Source organism: Streptomyces paludis (genome assembly GCF_003344965.1).
Taxonomy (GTDB): Bacteria; Actinomycetota; Actinomycetes; order Streptomycetales; family Streptomycetaceae; genus Streptomyces; species Streptomyces paludis.
Genome location: NZ_CP031194.1, coordinates 7,708,394 through 7,731,331, shown reverse-complemented (window position 1 = coordinate 7,731,331; position 22,938 = coordinate 7,708,394). Strand labels below are relative to the sequence as shown.

Here is a 22,938-nt window from a genome sequence, read left to right as displayed (position 1 = left end):
CAGTGGCGTACGGTCCGCTCCGGCCACTGACCGGCGGACACCGAAGGCAGACAGTTTCACCCCGGCCTCCGCGTCGCCTGGGATCAGCCCGTACGAGTGAATGTGAGGCCCTTTCGCAACTGACCGGACGATACCGGCGTGTTCACGGACGTAAGTTCCGTTTGGAGACTTGGAGTCCGAGATGCGAGTATTTCGTCATGCGGTGGTGGCCATGTCCGCGGTCATGGCCACCACCTCCCTGGCCGGCGCCACGTTGGCGGCAGCCGCACCGGCTCACTACCGGTTCGTCAACTCGTCCACCCAGAAGTGCCTTGATGTTTTCGACGAGTCCCGTGCGGACGGCGCAGTCGTCCAGCAGTACGAGTGCAAGTCCGGCAAGCACCAGGTCTTCGGCCGGACGGACAGCTCCTCCGGGATGAGCTTCTTCTCCGCCAACGCCCCGGACAAGTGTCTGGACCTCAAGGACGGCGCGCTCTACAACGGCGGAGCCGTCCAGATCTGGTCCTGCACCGGCGCACCGAACCAGACATGGTTCTTCAACAGCGTCGCGGATGGAAAGGTCCAGATCCAGAATGCCCACAGCGGTAAGTGCCTTACGGACGCGGGTATCCCCGACGGCAAGCGGCGCACGGTGCTCCAGGACACGTGCAAGAACCAAAGCAGCCAGTTCTGGCAGGTAAAAGCCGCATAGTACTCCAGCAGGATTTTACTGTCTGACCTGCGGGTTTGGCTCGGCGGCCGGATTTTAGCGGGACGTTGAGCGGTCAGGGATGGTTTCACGGAGGCCGTCCCTCGATCGTGCGACAACGCCGCACGTAATGACAGCGACGCGCGACTGCTTGGCGTCGTCGGCGCCAGACCAGCTCAGCGCGTGATGTCGGCCTCGACGTCCGCGCCGGTGCGGGGGTTGGGGGCCGACAAGCTGCCAGGATCGCCGAACCTCCGCCACGGAGAGCTCGACGGCCCCGGCAGTCTCACCGGTTCCGCTTCCTTTTCCCTGACCCGGTGTGCCGTGGCCGCCAGGAAAGCGCGCGCGAGCATGGCAGCGAGGGTGATGTGCCGGTACCAGCTCACGTAGCGGCGGACTTCATCGAGGACTTCCATACGGACTTCGACCGTGATGTCGTCCCAGCTGCGCCGGGCGATTTCCAGCAGGGCCAGTTCACACTGGTAGAGGTATCCGGTCATCTGGCCTGCCGCCGAATACGACCCTGCTTGCGCAACGTTCCCCCACCTGCGCTTGAGCCTGTACTGACGAACCGTGGCTGCCCTGAGAGGCAGGGCAGCCACGACGGAAAGTACGGCGCCCGTCACGGGCGTAACTCGCCGGCTTCGGCGGCGCTGCGATCCGGGGCCGCTGTGCATCGGGGGTCGTTACCGTCCGGGACAGCATCGGCGGTGTGTTCGGCTCCGGCACTACCGGCGGTGCTCTGGCCCCGGAGACCGTTGACCATCAGCCCGACGGTGGCGATGGCGATCACAATGGCCGCGACGGCGGGCAGGGCACCGGCCTGCCAGTTGTCGATTACCGCCCCGCCGAGCGTCGCCCCGGTGGCGATTCCTAGGTTGAGCACGGTGATGCCGATCGCTCCAGAGGTGGCCTCCCGGCCGGGGGAGGCGATCCGCAGCAAGTGCATCTGGAAGACCGGCGGCAGCAACCCGATGAGTACACCCCAGCCGGCGATCAGCACGACTGCCACGGCGAGATGGAGATCGAGTAGTAGCAGTGAGGCTGCGCTACCGGCGAAGGCTGCACTGACCCAGCCGAGCGCCTGCCGTGGAAACCGGTCGGAGAGCGATCCGGCCCCGAGGGTGCCGAGCACCCCGGCAGCCCCGAAGACGAACAGCAGTATGCCGCTGGTGGCGTTGTCGTACCCGCCGAACTGTCGGAGCAGCGGCGCGATGTAGGTATAGAGCAGGAAGTGGCCCGTGATAACGAGGCCTCCAGCCAGCGCGACGCCGAGCACGGTCCACAGCGCCGGGTCGCGGCCTTCCTGTCGTACTGCCTGCGGGGGCGCGTCCGACAGCGGCAGGGTACGGATGCCCAGGGCGGCCAGGGCGAGCAGCGCCGCCAGCGTGGCGAAGGAGACCCGCCAGCCGAGCGCGGCGCCGACGGTGGCGCCGAGCGGTATGCCGAGGATGCTGGCCATTGCGGGCCCGGCCAGTACTACCGAGACCGCCCGGCCGATCCGCGCCGGCGGGACGAGCGTGGCCACCGTCGGCACGAGCAGGGACCAGAAGAGGCCGTGCGCTGCGGCGGCGGTGATCCTGCTGGCGAGTGCCCATCCGTACGAGGGGGCGAGCGCGGTGCCGGTGGTCGTCAGGGCGAGCAGCAGCAGGATGACAAGGAAGAGCCGCCGGCGCGGTACCCATGCGGTCAGCCGCGTCAGCGGGACGCTGACGACGGCGATCGTCAGTGCCCAGGCGCCGACCAGTCCGCCGGCGGCCGCGGGCGTGATGTCGAGGCCGTCGCTGAGCTGCAGCAGCAGGCTCGCGGGCAGCAGTTCGGTGGTGACGGTGGCGAAGGCCGCGCCGGAGAGGAGAAGTAGCGCGCGCCAGGGCAGCCGGGGCAGCACTTCTCCTGTGGGCCCGGAGGGTTGAGGGGTCATGGCCAGTACCGTAAAGTCTCACATTCATGTGAGAGTCAAGGAGCGGTTCATGCGGATCGGCGAGCTGTCCAGACGTACCGGGATTCCGATCCGGATGCTGCGGTACTACGAGGAGCGGGGGCTGCTGACACCGCAGCGCGCACCGAGCGGCTACCGGCACTACCAGGAGGCGGACGTCGAACAGGCAACGCTGGTGAGCAGCCTGGTCAGATCAGGACTGCCGACCAGACTGATCCTGCCGCTGCTTCGCGACAAACAACTGAACCCGATGGACAGGGACGAGACAGACGACGGAGGCGACGACCTGGTCGCACTGTTCGCCGCCGAATTCGCCCGGCTCGACAGCCAGGTCAAGTGCCTGAGCTTCAGCCGGAACGCCGTACAGCAGCATCTGCGACAACTCCGCGCCACCCGGGTCGGACACACTCCAACGGGCACCTGAGGCGCCCGCCCGCCCGAACAGGCCAAGACCCGGCTCAGCCGTCGCTCGGCGGTACGGTCCGAGGGGCAATCACCTCGTACCGTCAAGTGCGCAACCGCGAAAGGGTTTCCACCGGCCCGTTCGCCGTCACGTTCCGGGACTTTGACCCAGCCGCCCCATCCCAGCAGTTCGTCTGGGGACCGGTCGCACCGAGGGGAAGGAGGCGGAGCCGGGTCGGCTCACCACGCTCAAACCGCCCGACCCGAAGCACCGGAGGGCCCGTGCTGCGCCAACCGGTGCCGTCCTCGTCGTCGTCGAGTTGCGGTGCCTCCGGATCGCGCAGCAGGCGCAAAGCGCCGGCGGCCGAGACGCCGGCGGTGAAGCTGTAGCGGCCCAGGTTCTCAGGCCAGTACCGGCGCGGTCACAATCGTCCTCGACCACAGCGATCCGGCGCCTCACGCTCCCAAGCGGCATCGTCAGTGGCCGCGACGCCGACCACGAGCAGGGCTGGCCGGCCGGCTGACATGTATCTCGTTGATCGGGTTTACGCACCACGCACGGCCGCCGTGGCAGGGTTGCACCACTCTAGTGTCTTCACCCGGCCGAGTACCGGGCGGTAGAGGGCTGGTCTATCGAGACTGTTCCCACTCGGTCCGGGTGAGTTCGTACTCGACTTCGCCGTACGCGGAGCCCTCAATCGCCTCCGGCCAGTCCCCGGTGAAGTTCCGGACGAAGGACAGGCCCGACTTCTCCATGACGCGACGGGAACGCGTGTTGACAGCCATCGTGTTCGCCGTGACCCGCCCGACCTTGAGATCCGTGAACCCCTTGCGGATCAGGGCCCGGGATCCCTCGGTCGCGTAACCGCGTCCCCACGCCGCCCGGTTCAACCGGTAGCCGAGTTCGACCACCGCGGCACTGTGCTCCGCCAGCGGCCGGAACTCGAACCAGCCCAGGAAGCTGCCGGCGGTCCTCTCCTGCGCAGCCCAGTAGCCGTGGGTCTGCCAGCACGGGTACACATGCAGGAGCCGGGGCAGAGTCCGCGTCTGGATTGTCTGGCGGCTGGTGGGACGGCCACCGTTGATGAAACGCATGACCTGATGGTCGTTGTCCAGGGCCAGCAGTCGGTCGGTGTCAGCCGCCGTGAACGCGCGCAGGACGAGCCGGTCGCTCTCCAGGAAGTTAGCCATGCCGCGATCTTCACCATGGGATGGGTGGGCCCGCCACGCCTTTTTCGACCAGCGGCAAGTGGTGGTGTTCATGTCTCCCGGGCCTAGGTCCTGTCCGGCGGATCATGTGACCTTCTGACCGGTCGCTCGTTGGTTCGGGTATGGGTCGGGGGGATTTGATGAACCGCGAGTGGTCGTTGCTGGAGCCGCATCTGCCATCTCTGGGTGGCCGGGGCGGCCGGTGGAACGACCACCGCACCGTGGTCAACGGGATCCTCTTCCGGGTCCGGACCGGTGTCCCGTGGCGTGACCTGCCGGAACGCTATGGCTCGTGGAAGACCGTCCATGAACGGCATCGCCGCTGGTCGGCGGACGGTACCTGGGACCGGATCCTGCACGCGGTCCAGGCCGACGCCGACCTGGCCGGGCGGATCGACTGGTCGATGATCGGCATCGACTCGACGTCCTGCCGGGCCCATCAGCACGCGGCCGGCGCCCGCAAGGCCCGTCCGCAGATCCCGAAAAAAGGACGACGCCCCGGCACCACCGCCCCGACGAGGGACTCGGACGGTCCCGGGGCGGCCTGACCTGCAAGATCCACCTCGCCGGCGAAGGCGGTTGCCGCCCCATGGCCCTCCTGCTCACGCCGGGTCAGTGGGGCGACGCCCCGCAGATGGTCGAGGTCCTGGACCGAATCCGGGTCCCCCGGCCACGGGGCGGACGCCCCCGAACCAGGCCCGACCACGTCAGCGGCGACAAGGCATACAGCTCCCGCCGAAACCGCCGCTACCTGCGAAGACGCCACATCCGGCACACGATCCCGGAACCGAAGGACCAGCGGGCCAACCGCCAACGCAGAGGCAGCAGCGGTGGCAGACCCGCCGGCTTCGACCGCGACCGCTACCGGCGCCGCAACGAGGTCGAGCGGACCATCAACCGGCTCAAGAACTCCCGCGCGGTCGCCACTCGTTACGACAAACGGGCCTACGTCTTCCACGGCACCGTCACCGCCGCCGCGATCCGGCTCTGGCTCCGCCAGTGATCCGCCGGACAGGACCTAGAGGCGTTCGATCAGGATGCCCCGATCAAAGCGGGCTCCGGTTCGGACAAGGGCTGCGAGGTGGCATGCGGTGGTGATCGCCTGCCGGCGGGCCTGGCCGCCGCGGCCAGGGCGACAGCCAGGCTGCCCGAGTGCGATCCGGGAGCAGTTGGTGTGCTGGGCGAGAAGGCAGATATTCATCGGCTCCCCATTCGTCCGCCAAGACGCCGCCTGGCCAGCCGTGTCGAGTTCTCCTCGTCGCCATGGCGGAAGGCGCCCCAGACGAACTCACGAGATATCGCACGCACGGGCGACCATTCTGAAACGTACGGCGCATTCGGAGCGCGAGATGAATGGCCCGAATAACCCTAATTGACCTATCAGGGCGACAGCTCTTCCGTGCTGCTGTTGGGGCTGGTTACCGTCTTCGCACACAGCCCGGGAGTGCCTTCACGGGGAGGCGTGGAAGGGCTGCGAGAAGGGGAACGCAATGTTCAACACACGGAACACCGCGATCGCGCTGGGGGCTTCGGTGCTGGCCCTTGGGGGGTGAAAGCTGCTACAGATTTTCTAGTCATCCCTAGTCGTGTGTCTCACATACCTTGGTCTCGTGAAGCTTTCGGAGTGGGCCCGTCAGCAGGGGGTGAGCTACCAGACCGCCTGGCGGTGGGTGAAGGACGGGAAGATGCCCGTCCCCGTTCGTCAGGCGCCGTCCGGGACGTGGTTGGTCGACGAGGTCGCCGTCCAGCTGTCCGGGCGTGTGGTGGCGTACTGCCGCGTGTCGTCCGTTGACCGGAAAGCCGATCTTGAGCGGCAGGCCGCCCGGGTCGTGTCCGGCGCGAACGGGCTGGGCCTGGCCGTCGCTGAGGTCGTCACCGAGGTGGGATCCGGGTTGAACGGGCGGCGCCGCAAGCTGCACCGGCTGCTGTCCGACCCGCAGACGACGGTGATCGTGGTCGAGCACCGCGACCGGCTGGCCCGGTTCGGCGTCGAGCACCTGGAGGCCGCGCTGTCGGCGTCCGGGCGGCGCCTGGTCGTCCTCGACCCCACCGAGACCGCCGATGACCTGGTACGCGACATCACCGAGGTGCTCACCTCCATGTGCGCCCGCCTGTACGGGCGGCGGGCAGCGAAGAACCGGGCCGCCCGCGCGGTGGCCGTAGCGACCGGCGAGGCCGCCGAGTGAAGAGGTTCCAGCCGCAGCCCGGGTTCGTGGTGCAGGCGTACCGCTTCGCACTGGACCCGAACGCCACCCAGGCACAGGCTCTGCGCTCGCACTGCGGCGCGGCGCGTGCCGCCTACAACTGGGCCGTCGGCTGGGTGACCGCCTCTTGGTGGCAGCGCCGCGCGGAGGAGTCCTACGGCATCGGCGAGGCCGGGCTGACGCAATGGCGGCCGTGGTCGCTGCCCGCGCTGCGGAAGGCGTTCAACGAGGCCAAGCACACCGATCCGAGGTTCGCCGCCTGGTGGGAGGAGAACTCCAAGGAGGCGTACTCCACCGGCCTGGCGAACGCGTCGGCCGCGTTCGACAACTACGCGAAGTCCAAGAACGGCAAACGGCGCGGCAAGCGGATGGGCGCGCCGCGGTTCAAGTCGAAGCGCAAGGCGCGCCTTGCCTGCCGGTTCACCACCGGCGTGATCCGCGTGGACGCTGACGGCCGTCACGTCACCCTGCCCCGGCTGGGCACGATCCGCACCCACGAGCCCACGGTGAAGGTCCTCGCCCGCGTCCAGGCCGGGACGGCCCGGATCCTGTCCGCGACCGTGCGGCACGAGCGCGGACGCTGGTTCGTCTCGTTCCAGGCCGAGGTCAAGCGGGACCTCGAACGCGTGGCGCGGCCGGACGTGGCGGTCGGCATCGACCTCGGGGTGAAGACCCTCGCGGTCATGGCCGACAGCACCGGCGAGATCCGCGCCATCGCGAATCCCGGGCACTACGACCGGGCACGCAAGCAGCTGCGCCGCGCCTCCCGCGTCGTCTCCCGACACAAGGGCCCCGACCAGCGGACCGGGCAGAAGCCGTCGAAGCGGTGGGAGAAGGCCAACGCCGCCCGCAACAAGGTGCATCACCGGGTGGCCAACCTCCGCGCGGACGCCCTGCACAAGCTCACCACCGCCGTGGCGGCCGAGTACGGCACGGTCGTGGTCGAAGACCTCAACGTCGCCGGGATGCTCCGCAACCGGCGTCTCGCGCGAAGGATCGCCGACGCCGGGTTCGGGGAGATCCGCCGCCAGCTCACCTACAAGACCCACCGGCGCCACGCCACCCGCACCATCACGGTGGACCGCTGGTACCCCTCCTCGAAGACCTGTTCCGGGTGCGGCGCGGTGAAAGCCAAACTGCCGCTGCACGTGAGGACCTACCAGTGCGACGCCTGCGGCCTGGTCATCGACCGGGACGACAACGCCGCACTCAACCTCGCCGCGCTCGCGGCAGCCGCAACAACTGGTACCGGAGTGGCCGGAGACCAGGACACCCAATCGGTGTCGAAACCTCGTGGAGCCGACCAGAAGACCCGCGCCACCCGCCCACGCCGCAAGGCGGAGGCGGGGCGGGCAGGTGGCGCAACCCTGCCGCACCAGCGGCAGACGGAAACGAGAGACCGTACTCAAGCCGAAGCCCTCACGCTCTGGTGACGAGACGGACCTTCCGGGCAGAAACGTCCGGAATGCCGAGACCTGACTACGGTCTCGGCAACGGTTTGATGGCACCGGCGAGTCAGGCGGCGGCCGGGCAGACATACTCCCTCTACAACGAGGCGGTCGGGCAGATGCTGGACTCCAACTCCTTCGGAGGCAACGCCATCACCTGGTCGCCCAACGGGTCGTCGTACCAGCGGTGGACCGAGAGCCCCGTTCCGGGCGCGACCGGTGTCCAGCTCCGGGACTCGGCGCGGGGACGGTGCCTGGAGGCCCCCTCCTCGACCGGGGAGCCCGTCGCGCTGGCGGTGTGCAACCAGTACACCCCGACCCAACGGTGGAAGCTGGTAGTGGAGGGCGACAACACCCTGATCGCAAGGGCGTCGAACCCCGGTGAGGTCATCGGAGCCACCGGAGGGAACGGCCAAGTGCGGCTGGAGACGAAGACCAACAGCCGGAGCCAGCGCTGGGTCGTCTCACCCGGGTAACCCGCCTCCGCGACGACTCGGCCCCGCCCGGCACCTCTCGCCGGGCGGGGCGTGACCGCGCTCCTCGGGTCTCCCATGGTGGCACCGCCGGTCAAGAGCCGATCTTCGCGGTCCGACCAATCACCCGGGCTCCCTGACGTTCCACCCCCGCGGCAGGTCCTCGCCGCACAAGACGCAAACGAAGTCGTCCTCCCGCACGATGTTGATCTCTCGGCAGGAGCGGCATCGGCGAAAGACCATCTCGTGTGTGAACCCGGACGGTCGATGGATCCCGATCCGGTCCAGGGCCTCGGCCACGGCCGGCCATGAGCTGATGTCCGGGCAGTAGCCGGTGGACTGGTTGCTGACCTCCTCGACCACCCATCGCCCGGACTCCTCACGGAAACTCATCTCGCCGGCGCTCAGTACCTCTCCGCCGCCGGCACACACCACGTGCTCGCTGCGGCGTGGAGCCAGTCTCAGTACCCCGCCGCCATCTACGACGAACGTGAACGGCTCGGCCAACTCATCCAAGGGCAGCGCGGAGACCCACTCGTCGAAGTCCGCCGACGAGCGGATGCCCCGACCGTCACCACCCACCCGGACAAGCGCCTTCAGCTCAGCCGGCCCCACGTACCGGTACCTCTGCCCCCGTGTCTCCACGCGCACCAATCTAGTGGCTCACGCAGCAGGGACCTCGGCGGTCATGGCGGCGCCGGGAACATCGGGGTGGCTGTGCTCGTTCGTTGGGCGGTTGGGTCGTTCTGCTACGAGGAGCGCGATGCCGGGTTCCGGATTGCCGCCCAGGAGGGCCGGCCGAAGAGGGGGTTGGTATCGCGGGGACTGTCATATCCACTCGGTGTACTCGGACGGTGAACTCACTCCTGAGCAGTTGGCCGCCGACGCTCGCGCCGCAGGGCTCGACTTCATCGCCACCACGGAGCACAACTCTGCGCAGGCGCACCGTGTTTGGGGGCGTTACGCCGCAGACGACTTCTTGGTTCTCCTGGGTGAGGAAGTGACCACGAGGACCGGGCACTGGCTCGCGCTCGGTGTTGCCCCGGGGCAGGTGATCAACTGGGACTACCGTGTGGGCGACGAACTCATCGGCCGGTGCCTGGACCAGGTCCACGCGTCGGGAGGTCTGTGCGTGGCCGCGCACCCGCATGCCCCCTATCCTTCGGGCAGCTTCATGTACCCGTACCGGGGATTCGACGCGGTCGAGGTGTGGAACGGGCTGTGGACGTCGGACCGGCCGTGGAACGCCGACAACGAGGCCGCCCTCGCCGAGTGGGGGCGCGGTATCGGGGAGGGAATCCACACCGGGCGCCGGCTACCCGCCATGGGCAACAGCGACACCCACCTCAAGGGACAGATCGGCATCCCGCACACGGTCGTGTTCGCCGAGAGTCTCAGCGCGTCGGCCGTCCTCGCCGGTATCCGTGCGGGCCGCAGTTGGATCGCCGGATCGGCTGAGGTCGGTCTGTCGCTCACCGCTCTGGCCGCCGGCCGCGGCGCGGGGATCGGCGAACGCCTGGCGGCCGGTGGGGAACCCGTCATGGTGCGTGCGCGCGTCCGCGGTGTCCCCTCGGCGACCGTCAGCTTTCACACCGACCTCGGCGCAGTCCACCGCGAAGTACTGCCGGAGTCCGGTGTGGGCACCGTCGAGTGGCACACGACATCGGGCGACTCGGCCTTCGTCCGTATCGAGGTACGCCATCCGCATGGTCCTATGGCCGCTCTCACCAACCCGATCGCGTTGACCTGACCCTGACCTCAGGGGCCTGGTGTCGTCTGATCGCCGTGCATAGGGTTCCCGCATGAACGACGAGATCATGATCACGGTCGGCAACAGGTTCTACTCGTTCGACGGCCGGATACTGGAGATCTTCGGCGGTGACCCCGTCCGGTACCACGTAGGGCACATGTACGTGCGCGTCACCGGCCCCGACCGTAAGGGGAAGCGGGTGGTGGAGATCGGGCACGGCCGTCGGCCGGATCCTCGGGGCGGGTGTGATGTCTGGAGGTACACCGCCGAGGAGTGGGAGCAGGCCCAGGGCCTGGCCGCGCTGCTGGAAGCGGTGCAGGCGGCCATCGACTCCGCTTCGGGAAGCGGGCCCATGCCCCTGTGATGCCCGGGGCCCCGCCGGTGGTGAACGGGCCGGTGGGTGGCGTCAGTGGTCCCACGGGGAGGGGCCGCCCCGCAGGGCTTCCTCCAGTCGTCGGCCCCAGCGCAGCGCGGTGTCCGCGCAGGCTCGCGTTCTGGGTTCCAGCCGTACGCGGGGGCCGACGACCTGGAGCGCGGCCACGACCTCGTCGCGGAAGTCCCTGACGGGGACGGCCACCGAGTAGAGGCCGGGTTCGGCCTCCTCGTCCACGATCGAGTAGCCGCGCCGGCGGGTCGCGGCGAGGCGTTCCAGGAAGTCGGCCAGGCCGGTGGGGGCGTTGGGGCCCTGGGGGACGAATTCCGTACGGGCGAAGACGGCGGCGACCTCGTCGTCGTCGGCGTCGGCGAGCAGGGCCTGGCCGCAGTCGCTGCAGTAGGCGGGATAGGGGCGGCCGATCCATGAACCGATCTGCCGGCTGCCGGCCGGCAGCCGTTCGGCGACGGTGACCGTGGTGTCACCGACGAGCACACCGAGATAGCAGCTCTCGCCGGTTTCGGCGACCATGCCTTCGAGCGCGGTCAGCCCGTCGGTCCGCAGCCGGTGCGCGGTCAGCTCCTGGGCGTCCGCGTAGAGCCGGCTGTGCGGGCCGAAGGAGCGGGGGCGGTGTTCCTCGCGCCGGACGAAGTCCTCCTCGGCCATGGCGCCGAGGACACGGGAGACCTGGCTGCGCTCCCGGCCCAGTTCACGGGCGAGCGCGGTCGCCGAGCCGGACCGCCCGCCGCCGCCCGCCGCCGCGCCGCGGGCGAGTGCCGACAGTACGTCGAGGCCCCTGCCCACGCTCGAATCCGTGATTCCTTCGGACATCTTCGGCACCTCACTCGCCAGGGGGGGTGTGCGCACTCTACTGCTCCGTCCACCGGTGACACCTCTTGCGGTCCCCCAGTTTTCGTGCATTATTTACATCCAGTCGTGCATTTGATGCTCAGACTAGAGACGCAGTGAAGGGAAGTACAGGGATGACCGCGACGATGACGACGCCCCCGGCAACCGGAGCGCCGGCGGTCCGCCGCCGCTCGGTCCGGGCGATCAGGGTGTACTGGCCGGTATCGCGCCGGACCCTGGCCGCCGTCGGGACCGGCGACATCGACGTCCTGCGCGACGACGACTCCTTCGCCGAGCTGCTCCGGGTGCTGGAGTCCGCGCCCAGCCTCGGCGACTTCGGCCTCTACGGCGATGTGTTCGAGGTGAGCATCGGCGCCGAGGGCTTCACCGCGCGGCCCGGTTCGGCGCCCGTGTTCGGCGCGGTCGGCGGGAAATCCCTGTCACCGACGCTGACCTTCACCACGTACCTCGACGCCCGTACCGACGACGAGGAGATCTCCCGGGTGCTGTCCCTGATCGTGGGCGCCCACCCCTGGGAGACCCCCGTCGTCGAACTCTCGGCGCCGCTGGAGCTGGTCTCCCGCGCCCAGGCCCTGCCCGCCTGACACCACACCTGACAGACCAGCGCCCCCTCCCGTCCGCCCGGCGTACGCCCCACCCCTCGCGTCCGCCACCGCCGCTGAAGAACTGGCATCACCCCTCGCCATGCTGCTGTGCCGTTCCCCGCCCAGTGCCACTTTGAGGACTGCCCCATGACCCTGTCAGCCAGCCCCGAAAGCTCCCCGTCGGCCAGAACCGCCGCCGGCACCCGTACGGAACACACTCACCGCACCGCACCCGGCGAGGGGTCCGGCGACGGGCCGCCGCAGCCGGGCCTGCGCCGCTCGATGAACTCCCGCCACCTCGTGATGATCGCCATGGGCGGTGTCATCGGCTCCGGACTCTTCCTCAGCTCCGGGTACACCATCTCCCAGGCCGGCCCGCTCGGCGCCGTACTGGCCTATCTGGTCGGCGCGTTCGTCGTCTACCTGGTCATGGCCTGCCTCGGCGAGCTGGCCGTGGCGTACCCCGTCTCGGGCGCCTTCCACATCTACGCGTCCCGGAACATCGGCCCCGCCACCGGCTTCGCCACGGCCTGGCTCTACTGGCTGACCTGGGCGGTGGCCCTCGGCTCGGAGTTCACCGCCTGCGGGCTGCTGATGCAGCGCTGGTTCCCGTCGGTGAGCGTATGGGTGTGGTGTGTGGTCTTCGCCGCGGTCGTCTTCGGTGTCAACGCCGTCTCGGCCCGGTTCTTCGGCGAGACCGAGTTCTGGTTCTCCCTCGTGAAGGTCATCGCCGTGGTCGCGCTCATCGTGCTGGGCGGCGCGGCCCTGGCCGGCTTCCACCCGATGGCGGACGGCGGCCACCACCCCTTCCTCCTGGAGAACTTCGACACCCCCGGCGGACTGTTCCCGCACGGCTTCTCCGGCGTCATGATCACGGTCCTGGCCGCGTTCTACGCCTTCTCCGGCTCCGAGCTGATCGGTGTGGCCGCCGGTGAGACCGCCGACCCGGCGACCGCGATCCCCAAGGCCCTGCGCGTCACGGTGATCCGGCTGCTCATCTTCTTCGTCGGCGCGATCGGCGTCATCGCCGCCACCATCCCGTACGACAAGGTCGGACTGGACGAGAGCCCGTTCGTCACCGTCTTCTCCTCCATCGGCGTCCCGTACGCCGCCGATGTCATGAACTTCGTGATCATCACGGCGCTGCTCTCGGCCGGCAACAGCGGCCTGTACTCCTGCGCCCGGATGCTGTTCTCGCTCTCCGAGGAGGGCCAGGCACCGAAACGGCTGCGGAAGGTCACCACACGTGGTATCCCGCTCACCGCCCTCGCCGTGAGCATGCTCGGCGGCGCGGCCTCCCTGGTCAGCAGTGTGGCGGCGCCGCAGACCGTCTATCTGGTGCTGGTCTCGATCGCCGGCTTCGCCGCGGTCGGGGTGTGGATGTCCATCGCGGCCTCGCAGTTCTTCCACCGCCGCCGCTTCCTGCGCGACGGCGGCGACCTGGGGTCCCTGGCCTACCGGACGCCGTTCTACCCGGTCGTGCCCGTACTCGCCTTCGCGCTGTGCCTGATCTCCCTGATCGGGATCGCGCTCGACCCGGGGCAGGTGGCGGCCCTGTACTTCGGCGTCCCGTTCGTGGCCGGCTGCTACCTCTACTACTGGCTGCGGTACGGCCGCCGCCCACGCGTCGGAGCGACCGTATGACACCTGTCCGTATCACCCCGCCCACCTGCGTCCTGCTCGATCTCGACGGCACCCTGGTCGACTCCGCGCCCGGCATCACCGCCAGCGCCGCCGCCGCACTGCGCGGGGTCGGCGCGGCGGTCCCCGCCCCGGCGGTACTGCGCGGCTTCGTCGGCCCGCCGATGTACGAGTCCTTCCGGCGGACCCTCGGGCTGGACGAGGAGACCGCGCTGCGCGCCCTGACCGCGTACCGGGAGCGGTACGCGGCGGCCGGTGCCCTCGACAGCGCGCTGTACGACGGCGTCCCGGAGATGCTCGACGCGCTGTCCGCCGCCGGACTGCCCCTGGCCGTCGCGACCTCCAAGGTCGAGGACCAGGCGGTCCGGATCACCCGCCACTACGGCCTGGACACCCGGCTCGTGACGGTGTGCGGCATCTCCGACGCGGCCGGGCGGACGACCAAGCGGCAGGTCATCCGGGAGTGTGTGGCGCGGCTGCGGGCACACGGCGCCGATGTCGGCGCGCCGCTGATGGTCGGGGACCGGTCGTACGACATGGAGAGCGCCGCCGCCGAGGGCGTTCCCGCCGTCCATGTGCGGTGGGGGTACGGCGACGCGTCGGAGTCGGCGGGCGCGGTCGCGTCCGTGTCCGGGCCCGCCGAGCTGATACATCTGCTGACCCGCGGGGCGTACGCGCCGTGCGGAACCGAATGAGGTCCAGAGAGACGAGGCTGACCAACCCCATGGACACCACCGACACCACCGACTCCACCACCGGCACCACCGGCACCACTGCCGACACGGGTACCACCACCGGCGCCGAGCCTCCGCTGTGGAGCGCGTACCGCGAGCTGACCGCGCGGACGGTCTTCACCGACCTGACCCACGCGTTCCACCCGGGGCAGCCGCACTTCCCCGCCTTCCCCGACGAGCAGCGCGAGACACCGTTCGACATGGCGCGCGGCGACGGCTTCACCGTCCACCGCTACACCCTGGTCGGCCAGTGGGGCACCCATGTCGATCCCCCGGTGCACTTCGTGGCCGACGGGCGCGCCCTGGACCGGATCCCCGTCGAGGAGATGATCCTGCCGCTGGTGGTGCTCGACATCAGCGCCCGTGTCGCCGCCGACCCCGACTCCGTACCCACGATGGACGACATCACCGCCTGGGAGGCCCGTAACGGCCGTATCCCGGCAGGGTCGTTCGTCGCCCTGCGCACCGACTGGAGCCGGCGCTGGCCGGACCCGGCCGCCATGGCCAACAAGGACGGGGCGGGGGTCAGCCACGCCCCCGGCTGGTCGGCCGAGGTCCTGCGCCATCTCTTCGAGGAGGCCGGAGTCACGGCCGTCGGCCACGAGCAGACCGACACGGACCCCGGACTCGCCACCTCCGCCGGGGACTTCGGGCTGGAGCGCTATGTCCTGGAGCGGGACCGCTGGCAGATCGAGCTGATGACCGGGCTCGACCGGGTGCCCGAGGCCGGCGCGCTGATCGTGGCCACCTGGCCCAAGCCGCGGGGCGGATCCGGCTTCCCCGCCCGGGTGTTCGCCCTGCACCCCGCACCATGATCCGCACGGACCGCGCATGAGGGAACCCCGGTGGCCGGACGGCCACCGGGGCTTTCCCTTGCGCGGGAGGCGGGAACACCACCGGGGAAACACCGAGGGAGAAGCAGAGACCCATGGACACCATCGACGAAAAGATCATCTCCGAACTCGTCCGCAACGCCCGGATCTCGCACGCCGAGCTGGGCCACCGGGTGTCCCTCTCGCGCAACGCCGTACGGCAGCGGGTCGAACGCCTGGAGCGGCAGGGCCATATCGCCGGATACACTCTCGCGCGCCCCACCGGCACCGCCGGCGAGGACCTCGTCTGCGCGCATGTGCTGGTCTACCGGCAGGACCGGATGCGCGGCGGTGAGGTCCTCGCCGCGATCAAACGGATCCCCGAGGTCGTCTCGTGCGATGTGCTGAGCGGCGAGTTCGATCTGCTGGTGAGCCTGGAGGCACACTCGCTGGAACGCGTACGGGGCATCTGGGAGGACATGGCCCAGATGCCCGGCGTACGCGACACGGTGACCGCGCTGACGCTGTCCCGGATCGTCAACCGCCCGCGGCGGACGGCCACATGAGCGCGATCGCCCGGTCCCGGTCGAGCAGCCCGGCCGCGGCGACCAGGTCCGCCACCGGCTCCCCGGTGGCGAGCGCCCGCTTGGCGATCGCCGCGGCGGCCGCGTACCCGATGTACGGTGTCAGGGCCGTCACGGCGCCGACGGAGCCGGCGGCCCGGCGGGCGAGGTGTTCCGTGTTCGCGGTGATGCCGTCGACACACCGAGTGCGCAGGGCGTGACAGCCGCGGGTGAGCCATTCGACGGTCGTCAGCAGCAGATGGCCGATGAGCGGTTCGAAGGCGTTGAGCTGGAGCTGGCCGTTCTCGACGGCCATGGTGATGGCGACATCGGCGCCGGCCGCCGCGTACGCGATCTGGTTGACCAGCTCGGGGATGACCGGGTTGACCTTGCCGGGCATGACGGACGAGCCGGCCTGCCGGGGCGGGAGGCAGATCTCCGCGAAGCCGTGCTGCGGGCCGCTGGACAGCAGCCGCAGATCGTTGCAGATCTTCGACAGCTTGACCGCCGCGCGCTTGAGCACCCCCGAGACATGCAGGAAGACCCCGGTGTCGGAGGTCGCCTCCACGAGGTCGGCGGCCGGGCGCAGATCCAGGCCGGTCAGCGCGCGCAGATGCCGTACGGCCGCCTCCGCGTAACCGGGTGCGGCGGTCACACCGGTGCCGATGGCCGTGGCGCCCAGATTGACCTCGGCGAGCAGGGGCAGTGTCTCGCGGAGGCGGTCGGTGTCCTCGGCCACGGTGGTCCCGAAGGCCGCGAACTCCTGGCCGAGGGTCATCGGGACGGCGTCCTGGAGCTGGGTACGGCCGACCTTGACCACCTCGGCGAACTCGGTGCCCTTCGCGGTGAACGCGGCGGACAGCAGGGCGAGTTCGGCCAGCAGTCCGTCCAGTGAGGTGGACACCGCGATCCGCAGCGCGGTCGGGTAGGTGTCATTGGTGGACTGGCAGCGGTTGACGTCGTCGAGCGGCGACAGCATGTCGTACCGCCCCCGTTCATGGCCCAGTTCCTCCAGTGCGAGGTTGGCGATGACCTCGTTGGCGTTCATGTTGGTGCTGGTGCCCGCGCCGCCCTGGATCACATCGACGCGGAACTCGCCGTGGTGGCGGCCGGCCGCGATCGCGCGGCAGGCCGACGCGATCGCGTCGGCCTTGTGCGGCTCCAGCGCACCGATCTCCCGGTTGGCCAGGGCCGCCGCGTGCTTGACCGCGGCCAGCGCGTGGACGAGCGGCGGGTGGGCGGCCACCGGTACCCCGCTGACCTGGAAGTTCTCCAGGGCACGCGCGGTGTGCACACCCCAGTACGCGTCGGCCGGGACCGCGAGTTCGCCGAGCGCGTCCGACTCCGTACGGAAGGCACGAGGGACGGAAGGGACTCCACCAGAGGCCCCGGGGGCGTGCGGGACGCTCACGGTCCGTCCGTTCCGTTGACGCACACCGTCTTCGGCTGCGTCATCTCCTCGAAGGCGAAGCGCACCCCCTCACGCCCCATGCTGCCGTACGTGAAACCGCCGAACGGCATGGCGTCGAAGCGGTAGTCGGAGGAGTCATTGATCATCACACCACCGGCCTCCAGCAGCCGGGCGGCGGCCAGGGCGCGGTCGATACGGGCGGTGAAGACACCCGCGTGGAGGCTGTAGTCGATCTCGTTGGCCACCTCGATCGCCTCCTCGAAGGAGTCGACCGGCTGGACCATGACGACCGGTGCGAACGCCTCCTCGCGGCGCGCCGCACTGTCCGCCGGGACGTTCTCCAGCACGGTCGGGCTGTAGAGGGAGCCCTCCAGCTCGTTGCCGCACAGCAGGGTCGCGCCGGCGGCGAGCGCGGCGTCGACCCGGTCCCTGGCCGCGCGCGCCGCTTCGGGCGTGATCATGGGGCCGACATCGGTGCGCTCGTCGGACGGGTCCCCGGTGCGCAGCGTCCGCGTGCGGGCGACGAAGGCGTCGCGGAACTCCTCGTACACCTCGCGCGCGACCAGCACGCGCTGGGTGCCGATGCAGTTCTGGCCGGCCGCCCAGAAGGCGCCGGAGACACACGACTCGACGGCGAGGCCGAGGTCCGCGTCCGCCAGGACGATGACCGGGGCGTTGCCGCCGAGGTCCATGGCGAGCCTCTTCAGCCCGGCGGTCCTGGCGATGGCCTCGCCGGTGGCGAACCCGCCGGTGAACGAGACCATGCGCACATCGCGGACGGCGACGAGCGCCGCGCCGAGATCGGCGCCGCCGTTGACGACGGTCACCACCTCCTCGGGCAGGCCCGCCTCGATCAGTGTGTCCACCAGCCGCAGCGCGGAGAGCGGGGTGAGCGCGGAGGGTTTGAGCACCACCGCGTTGCCCCCGGCGAGTGCCGGGCCGAGCTTGTGCGCGACGAGGTTGAGCGGGTCGTTGTACGGGGTGATGGCGACGATGACGCCGAGCGGCTCCCGGGTGAACCAGCCCTGCCGGTGCTCGGAGCCCTCGTACGCGTCGAAGGGCACGATCTCCCCCGCGTTGCGCCGGGCCTCGGCCGCGGACAGCGCGAGGGTGTTGACGGCGCGGGCGGTCTCCTTGCGGGCCTGGGTGATGGTCTTGCCGGCCTCGCTGACGATCAGCCGGGCGAAGGATTCGGCGCGGTCCTCGACCAGCCGGGCGGCCCGGTCCAGGATCGCCGCCCGCGCGCCCCGGGAGAGCCCCCGGGCGGCGAGCCGGCCCCGGCGGGCGCGTCGCATCACATCGTCGACGGCGGTGGCATCGGTGACGGGCACCGATCCGACGGTCTCGCCGGTGTAGGGGTTACGGACGACCGTCACGCCGTTCGACGCGGCCGCCTCCCGGCCCGCCGGGTCATGACCGGCAGGGGCATGACCGGCGGTGTGGTCGCTGACGGAATCGCGGCCGGCCGGGACGGCCGGTGTTTCGGGCCGGACTTCGAGCGCGGTGTCAGCCACGGACGGTCTCCTCACGGGTACGGCGGACGGGAGCGGTCTCCGCGCCGGTCAGGTGCCGCCGGTGGATGGCGATGATGTCCGAGAGCAGCGCGTACGCCGTCTCGGTACGGCCGGCCCCGGGGCCGGACACGGTGACCGTGCCGAGCAGGTCGGTGTGGAAGGCGACGGCGTTGGTGGCGCCGCTGATCCCGGCGAGCGGATGGTCGGCGGGCAGGGCCGCCGGGGCGACCCGGGCCGCCACGGTGCCGTCCGGGCGGCGGACGGCCGAGCCCACCAGCTTCCAGCGCAGCCCCGCGGCCGCCGCCTCCTCGATGTCCCGTGCGCCGATGGCCGTGATGCCCTCGCAGGAGACGTCCTCCTGGCGCAGATCGGCGCCGAGCACCTCGTTGGCCATGATCATGACCTTCAGCCGCACGTCGTGGCCCTCGATGTCGGCCGTTGGATCGGCCTCGGCGTAACCGAGCAACTGCGCCTCCCGGACCGCGTCCGCGAGACCGAGTCCGGCTTCGAGCCGGCCCAGAATGTAGTTGGACGTGCCGTTCATGATGCCCTCGACGCCCGAGATCCGGAGTCCGTCGAACATGCGCTCCGCCGTCCGCAGCACCGGGGTGCCGCTGAGCACCGCGCCCTCGAACTCGAAAGCGGCACCGCGCTCGGCGGCGAGACGCTTGAGCGCGCGGCCCGCCAGCGCGACCGGGCCCTTGTTGGTGGTGCAGACGCTCTTGCCCGCCTCCAGCGCCCACCGCACGTGCGAGAGCGCGGGCTCACCGTCGACCGGGTTGGTGAAGGTGGCCTCGGCGACGATGTCGGCCGGTACGTCCCGGATGACCCACTCGTTACGGGGCTCGGGGCTGCCGCCGTCCAGACCGGAGAAGTCCAGCTCGCCGGGGGCCGTCGCGAGCAGCGGGGCGAGGTCGATGCCGGCGCCCTCCGTACGGACCAGGGAGCCGGCGCGCAGGTCGGTGATGGCCACGACCCGCAGGGCGAAGCCCAGTTCGGCGGCGAGGCCGTCGCCGCGTTCGGCGATCAGTTCGGCGAGGGCCCGGTTGACACCGCCGAAGCCGATGAGGGCGAGGTCGTATCGGATCATGTGCGTACTCCTTCGGGAGGGGCGATACGTCGAGCCTCTCCCCCGGGAACGTCACCCCGGGCATGCCGATCCGCCCGCGGGACCGTGCGGAGTGCACCGTCCCGACGGCGATCGGCTCGTGATCGCTATAGTTCCCGTGTGACAGCAAAGGCGACCAAGACCTCCACGGCCTCGTCACTGCGCACCGGTCTGCGGATCATCAACACCGTGCTGGAACGCGAACTCTCCGGACGGACCGGCTTCACCGTCGGCCGCCTCGCCAGAGAGCTGGACCTCGAAGCCAGCAAGGCGTCCCGGACCGTCCAGGAACTGTGCGACAAGGGCTTCCTCGAACGCCGCGAGGACACCACACTCCGTGTCGCCCACGCGTACTTCGCACTCGCCCGCTCCCTCGACCCCACGCTCCTCCGGCGCGGCCGGGCCGTGCTGCGCGCGCTCGCCGTCCGGCACAGCGCCGCCGCGCATCTCTCGGTCCGCGACGGCGTTCTCGTACGGCTGCTGCGCGCCGAATCCGCCACCGGGCTCGCCGGACAGTCGATCACCCGGAGCGGTCTGATCACCCCGTGCTGGTCCACCGGCACCGGCCGCGCCCTGCTGCTCGACCACACCCGGACGGAAATCACCGAACTGCTCGACGGGTACGAACTGATCGGCGTCGGCGGCCCGACCGCCGCGCGCTCCGCCGACGACCTGGTCAGGGCCAACGACCACGACCGCCCCGGTGCGGTCGTCGTCGCCCACGGAGAGTTCGAACACGGCGTCAGCGAGTACGCCACCCCCGTACGCGACCGCCACGGACACATCCACGCGGCCATCTCCGTACTCGGCCGGCAACGCGACCTGACCCCCGGCGAAGCGGCGATCCGCGCCGACCTCACCACAGCGGCCGCGTCACTGACCCGGTGGACCGACGCCCAACACCCCACGTAACACCCCGCCCGCTCCACCTGCCTGCGATCGCACCTCTGCCCCTGCCCCTGCCCGGGCCTTGGGTCCCGGTCGGCGGCCACCGCCGAGGGGCTGCTCGTCAATGACGGGAAGGGGCGGATGCGGGTCCGGAAGCTCAGCGCGGAGGAGATCGGTGATGTCTTCGAGGTGCGGACGGCCCTGGAGATCCTGGCGGCGTCCACACTCGCGGGCAGCGCCCGGCGCGCGGAGTTCGCGGACGCGCTGGAGCGGCAGGTCGAGGGGCTGCGGAAGACCGATCTGACGTTCGGCGAGCGGATCGACACCGACCTGGGCTTCCATGCCCTGATGTGCGAGCTGACCGGCAACGGCACACTCAGCCGTTCCTGGCTTCAGCTGAACAGCCAGATCCGCATGATGATCATCGCGGCCGGACCGGAGCGGGCGATCGGCAGGATGCGCTACGAGGCGCACCTGCCGATCATCGAGGCCATCCGCACCGGTGATGTCGAGGCGGTACGGGAGACACTCACCGCGCACATGGGGGACTTCACCCGCCGCTATGTCGGCGACACGCTCGGCGGGGAGCCGGAGGTGTCGAAGGCTTCCGAGGCGTCGGACACCCCGTAGCGGACCCGGCGGCCGTTTCAGTGGGCCGCCGTGTCAGTGGGCCCGGCGGAGTGTGTCGAAGAAGGCCCGCTTCGTCTCCGTGCCGGCCGACCAGTCGACGGGTACCGCCTGGTAGCCGTTGCGGTAGTCACCGATCGTCGGCCGAGGGGGGGTCGGTGGTGACCGAGCCCGGGTCGAAGTAGCCCCAGGAGGCGCTGGCGGCGAGGGCGGCCTTCATGTGGTGGTGCGGCCGGTCGAAGTCGAAGTGGTCGTCCTCGTTGAACATGATGGGCTTCGGGGTGTAGCCCGGTGTCGCCTTCACCTCCTCCACCATCTCGCGCAGCCGGTCCGGGGCGGGGGTCCCGTTTCCGTGCAGCAGGACGAAGTCGGCCTCGGCGAGGACACGTTCGGTGATGAGGGGCGGGTGGGCGAGAAAGCTGGTGCTGACGAGCAGCCTGCGGCCTTCATGGGTGATCGATTTGGCATGTGCGATCAGTTCATGGACACGTTCGGCCTTGATCAGGCTGTGTGTGTAGTGGTGGTGCCAGTTCACCTCGTTGGCGATCTCGATCAGTACATGCCGCCAGCCGGAGCGGAGCACCCAGACGCAGACCTCGGTGATGGCCCGCCTGATGGCCGGTTCGTCACGCAGCCGGTGATCCTGGCCGTGGTAGAAGATGTCCAGGATGACGACGAGACCGAGCCGGTCGGCCTCCTCGATGATCTTCTCCAGGCGTTCGCGGTAGGCCGCCGTCAGCGCTCCCTCCGGGGTGAACGCGGCGTTGTCCCAGGGCTGTTCGACGCTGTAGCCCTGAGGGCTGCCGCCCTGCACTCCGAGGGTGAAGGCGTCGAGGCCGTCCTCCTTCCACTGCGGCATGGCGGCGAGGAACTCGCGGTGTTGCGGTCGGCGTCCCAGATCCCGGTGTCGGGGTAGGCCCACTGGTGGACGGTTTCGGGATTGGCGTCGTCGAACACACCGTTGATCATGCGGCTGTTCACGAGAGGGTGGCCGGTCGGACGGTGGGGCGGTCGTGGACCGCGACGGCCAGGCGTGCGGCCGGCGCGGCGATGAGCAGGGCGCCGAGCGGCTGTACGAAGACGCAGCCGGCGGCCAGCAGGGCGACAGCGGCGGTGAGGCCGGCGGCGGCCGGCTGCCCGACGATGCGCTCGACCGTACGGCGGAAGGCCGTCCGCACTCCGGGGGCCCGGTCCGCGAGGGTCGGTATGAGATTCGAGGCGAACACCAGAAGGGGAACGGCGACCGCTGCCGACCACCCGACAGCGCCCCGGCCCATCACACTCCCGGCCCCCAAGCCCCCCAACGAACGGACCCTCCCCTCATGAACGCCTGGCGCCTCGTCGTGGGCTCGGACGACGCGGAATACGAGTACAAGCAGCGCATCAAGGCCGATCTCCAGGCCAACCCCGGCGTCGCCCACGTCGTCGACGTCGGTGTGGACTCCGGCGGACACACCCCCTACCCGACCGTGGCCCTCCAGGCCGCCGAGATGGTCGCACGGGGCGAAGCCGACCGGGCGATCCTTCTCTGCGGAACGGGACTCGGCGCGCGCAGACTGGCCAGGGAATGGCTCGGCCACTCCTTCGACACGACCGGCCCGTCACACGCGAAGCTCGCCGAGATCGACACCTACGAAGCACGCCGCCCCGGGCCCTGACCCCGGACGCGCGCCGCGGGCGCCGGGAGCGAACGGCCCGGG

At 70.2% G+C, this 22,938-nt stretch carries 25 protein-coding genes and 1 pseudogene; 16 read left to right on the top strand and 10 right to left on the bottom strand.

The features are described from left to right. Nucleotides 1–181 precede the first annotated feature (181 nt). Nucleotides 182–691: an RICIN domain-containing protein gene (locus DVK44_RS33780; protein WP_162794200.1), complete on the top strand. Its 510-nt coding sequence runs from the start codon at nt 182–184 to the stop codon at nt 689–691. A 173-nt stretch (nt 692–864) separates the two neighbouring features. Here DVK44_RS33780 and DVK44_RS33775 read toward each other — a convergent pair. Together DVK44_RS33775 and DVK44_RS33770 are read right to left on the bottom strand one after the other, a co-directional pair. Continuing rightward, nucleotides 865–1,089, bottom strand: a pseudogene (locus DVK44_RS33775) (IS701 family transposase); the annotation flags it as partial. A gap of 221 nt (nt 1,090–1,310) precedes the next feature. Continuing rightward, on the bottom strand, nt 1,311–2,609 hold the full coding sequence (locus DVK44_RS33770) for an MFS transporter (RefSeq protein WP_114664418.1): 1,299 nt from the start codon (nt 2,607–2,609) through the stop codon (nt 1,311–1,313). Between the two features lie 49 nt (nt 2,610–2,658). On the opposite strand from DVK44_RS33770, the gene DVK44_RS33765 reads away from it, so the two are divergent. Then, the gene (locus tag DVK44_RS33765; protein ID WP_114664417.1) at nt 2,659–3,051 is read left to right on the top strand and encodes a MerR family transcriptional regulator; all 393 of its coding nucleotides are present in this window, start codon (nt 2,659–2,661) and stop codon (nt 3,049–3,051) included. A 608-nt stretch (nt 3,052–3,659) separates the two neighbouring features. Here DVK44_RS33765 and DVK44_RS33760 read toward each other — a convergent pair. Next, nucleotides 3,660–4,220, bottom strand: coding sequence for a GNAT family N-acetyltransferase (locus DVK44_RS33760; RefSeq protein ID WP_114664416.1), 561 nt, complete (start codon nt 4,218–4,220; stop codon nt 3,660–3,662). A gap of 140 nt (nt 4,221–4,360) precedes the next feature. Between DVK44_RS33760 and DVK44_RS33755 the strand changes: the two genes are divergently transcribed. The 4 genes from DVK44_RS33755 to DVK44_RS33740 all read left to right on the top strand — a co-directional run bounded on the left by DVK44_RS33755 (nt 4,361) and on the right by DVK44_RS33740 (nt 8,366). Then, nucleotides 4,361–5,241 (top strand): IS5 family transposase gene (locus tag DVK44_RS33755; RefSeq protein WP_114661317.1). Its coding sequence is split into 2 segments (ribosomal slippage): nt 4,361–4,721 and nt 4,721–5,241, totalling 882 coding nucleotides; the frame shifts between segments, so codons are not numbered across the junction. Nucleotides 5,242–5,848: 607 nt separating this feature from the next. Continuing rightward, nucleotides 5,849–6,424, top strand: a complete 576-nt coding sequence (locus DVK44_RS33750; RefSeq protein WP_114664415.1) for an IS607 family transposase — start codon at nt 5,849–5,851, stop codon at nt 6,422–6,424. Beyond that, nucleotides 6,421–7,875 (top strand): IS607 family element RNA-guided endonuclease TnpB, encoded by a 1,455-nt coding sequence (tnpB, locus tag DVK44_RS33745; RefSeq protein WP_114664414.1) that lies wholly within the window; start codon nt 6,421–6,423, stop codon nt 7,873–7,875. Before DVK44_RS33750 ends, tnpB begins: the two co-directional genes overlap by 4 nt. A 32-nt stretch (nt 7,876–7,907) precedes the next feature. Continuing rightward, nucleotides 7,908–8,366, top strand: a complete 459-nt coding sequence (locus tag DVK44_RS33740) for an RICIN domain-containing protein (protein ID WP_114664413.1) — start codon at nt 7,908–7,910, stop codon at nt 8,364–8,366. Between the two features lie 120 nt (nt 8,367–8,486). Here the strand turns inward: DVK44_RS33740 and DVK44_RS33735 are convergent, their stop codons facing one another. Further along, entirely contained in the window at nt 8,487–9,008 is a 522-nt protein-coding gene (locus tag DVK44_RS33735; protein ID WP_114665614.1) for a hypothetical protein, read from the bottom strand. On the opposite strand from DVK44_RS33735, the gene DVK44_RS33730 reads away from it, so the two are divergent. Both DVK44_RS33730 and DVK44_RS33725 read left to right on the top strand, forming a co-directional pair. Then, on the top strand, nt 8,923–10,113 hold the full coding sequence (locus tag DVK44_RS33730) for a CehA/McbA family metallohydrolase (RefSeq protein WP_331461643.1): 1,191 nt from the start codon (nt 8,923–8,925) through the stop codon (nt 10,111–10,113). The two genes, DVK44_RS33735 and DVK44_RS33730, sit on opposite strands and share 86 nt — an antisense overlap. 52 nt (nt 10,114–10,165) lie before the next feature. After that, on the top strand, nt 10,166–10,477 hold the full coding sequence (locus DVK44_RS33725; RefSeq protein WP_114664412.1) for a hypothetical protein: 312 nt from the start codon (nt 10,166–10,168) through the stop codon (nt 10,475–10,477). Between the two features lie 42 nt (nt 10,478–10,519). Here the strand turns inward: DVK44_RS33725 and DVK44_RS33720 are convergent, their stop codons facing one another. Then, nucleotides 10,520–11,317, bottom strand: a complete 798-nt coding sequence (locus DVK44_RS33720) for an IclR family transcriptional regulator (RefSeq protein ID WP_114665612.1) — start codon at nt 11,315–11,317, stop codon at nt 10,520–10,522. A 152-nt stretch (nt 11,318–11,469) separates the two neighbouring features. On the opposite strand from DVK44_RS33720, the gene DVK44_RS33715 reads away from it, so the two are divergent. The 5 genes from DVK44_RS33715 (at nt 11,470) to DVK44_RS33695 (ending at nt 15,693) form a co-directional block, all read left to right on the top strand. Continuing rightward, entirely contained in the window at nt 11,470–11,940 is a 471-nt protein-coding gene (locus DVK44_RS33715; protein ID WP_114664411.1) for a hypothetical protein, read from the top strand. 147 nt (nt 11,941–12,087) lie between these two features. Next, on the top strand, nt 12,088–13,584 hold the full coding sequence (locus DVK44_RS33710; protein ID WP_114664410.1) for an amino acid permease: 1,497 nt from the start codon (nt 12,088–12,090) through the stop codon (nt 13,582–13,584). Further along, the gene (locus tag DVK44_RS33705) at nt 13,581–14,276 is read left to right on the top strand and encodes an HAD hydrolase-like protein (protein WP_114664409.1); all 696 of its coding nucleotides are present in this window, start codon (nt 13,581–13,583) and stop codon (nt 14,274–14,276) included. The genes DVK44_RS33710 and DVK44_RS33705 overlap by 4 nt, the downstream gene beginning before the upstream one ends. 29 nt (nt 14,277–14,305) lie before the next feature. Beyond that, complete coding sequence (locus DVK44_RS33700) at nt 14,306–15,130, top strand: cyclase family protein (protein WP_114664408.1); 825 nt, start codon at nt 14,306–14,308, stop codon at nt 15,128–15,130. A gap of 113 nt (nt 15,131–15,243) precedes the next feature. Next, the gene (locus tag DVK44_RS33695; protein ID WP_114664407.1) at nt 15,244–15,693 is read left to right on the top strand and encodes an Lrp/AsnC family transcriptional regulator; all 450 of its coding nucleotides are present in this window, start codon (nt 15,244–15,246) and stop codon (nt 15,691–15,693) included. Here DVK44_RS33695 and DVK44_RS33690 read toward each other — a convergent pair. The 3 genes from DVK44_RS33690 to DVK44_RS33680 are packed head-to-tail and all read right to left on the bottom strand — an operon-like array spanning nt 15,665 to nt 19,705. Then, nucleotides 15,665–17,101, bottom strand: a complete 1,437-nt coding sequence (locus tag DVK44_RS33690; RefSeq protein ID WP_114664406.1) for an aspartate ammonia-lyase — start codon at nt 17,099–17,101, stop codon at nt 15,665–15,667. The genes DVK44_RS33695 and DVK44_RS33690 overlap by 29 nt on opposite strands. After that, nucleotides 17,098–18,615, bottom strand: a complete 1,518-nt coding sequence (locus DVK44_RS33685) for an aldehyde dehydrogenase family protein (protein ID WP_228447481.1) — start codon at nt 18,613–18,615, stop codon at nt 17,098–17,100. Before DVK44_RS33685 ends, DVK44_RS33690 begins: the two co-directional genes overlap by 4 nt. Continuing rightward, nucleotides 18,608–19,705, bottom strand: coding sequence for a homoserine dehydrogenase (locus DVK44_RS33680; RefSeq protein WP_114664405.1), 1,098 nt, complete (start codon nt 19,703–19,705; stop codon nt 18,608–18,610). Before DVK44_RS33680 ends, DVK44_RS33685 begins: the two co-directional genes overlap by 8 nt. Before the next feature lie 138 nt (nt 19,706–19,843). On the opposite strand from DVK44_RS33680, the gene DVK44_RS33675 reads away from it, so the two are divergent. Both DVK44_RS33675 and DVK44_RS33670 read left to right on the top strand, forming a co-directional pair. Then, nucleotides 19,844–20,635, top strand: a complete 792-nt coding sequence (locus tag DVK44_RS33675) for an IclR family transcriptional regulator domain-containing protein (RefSeq protein ID WP_114664404.1) — start codon at nt 19,844–19,846, stop codon at nt 20,633–20,635. 117 nt (nt 20,636–20,752) lie between these two features. After that, nucleotides 20,753–21,241, top strand: a complete 489-nt coding sequence (locus DVK44_RS33670; RefSeq protein WP_114664403.1) for a GntR family transcriptional regulator — start codon at nt 20,753–20,755, stop codon at nt 21,239–21,241. A 127-nt stretch (nt 21,242–21,368) separates the two neighbouring features. Here DVK44_RS33670 and DVK44_RS33665 read toward each other — a convergent pair whose 3' ends face one another. Both DVK44_RS33665 and DVK44_RS33660 read right to left on the bottom strand, forming a co-directional pair. Further along, nucleotides 21,369–22,097, bottom strand: coding sequence for a glycoside hydrolase family protein (locus DVK44_RS33665; protein WP_114664402.1), 729 nt, complete (start codon nt 22,095–22,097; stop codon nt 21,369–21,371). A gap of 118 nt (nt 22,098–22,215) precedes the next feature. After that, nucleotides 22,216–22,464 carry a hypothetical protein gene (locus DVK44_RS33660; protein ID WP_162794194.1) on the bottom strand — a complete coding sequence of 83 codons (249 nt, stop codon included), beginning with the start codon at nt 22,462–22,464 and terminating at the stop codon, nt 22,216–22,218. Between the two features lie 96 nt (nt 22,465–22,560). Here DVK44_RS33660 and DVK44_RS33655 point away from each other — a divergent pair, with 96 nt between their 5' ends. Next, nucleotides 22,561–22,896, top strand: a complete 336-nt coding sequence (locus DVK44_RS33655; RefSeq protein ID WP_114664400.1) for an RpiB/LacA/LacB family sugar-phosphate isomerase — start codon at nt 22,561–22,563, stop codon at nt 22,894–22,896. Nucleotides 22,897–22,938 lie beyond the last annotated feature (42 nt).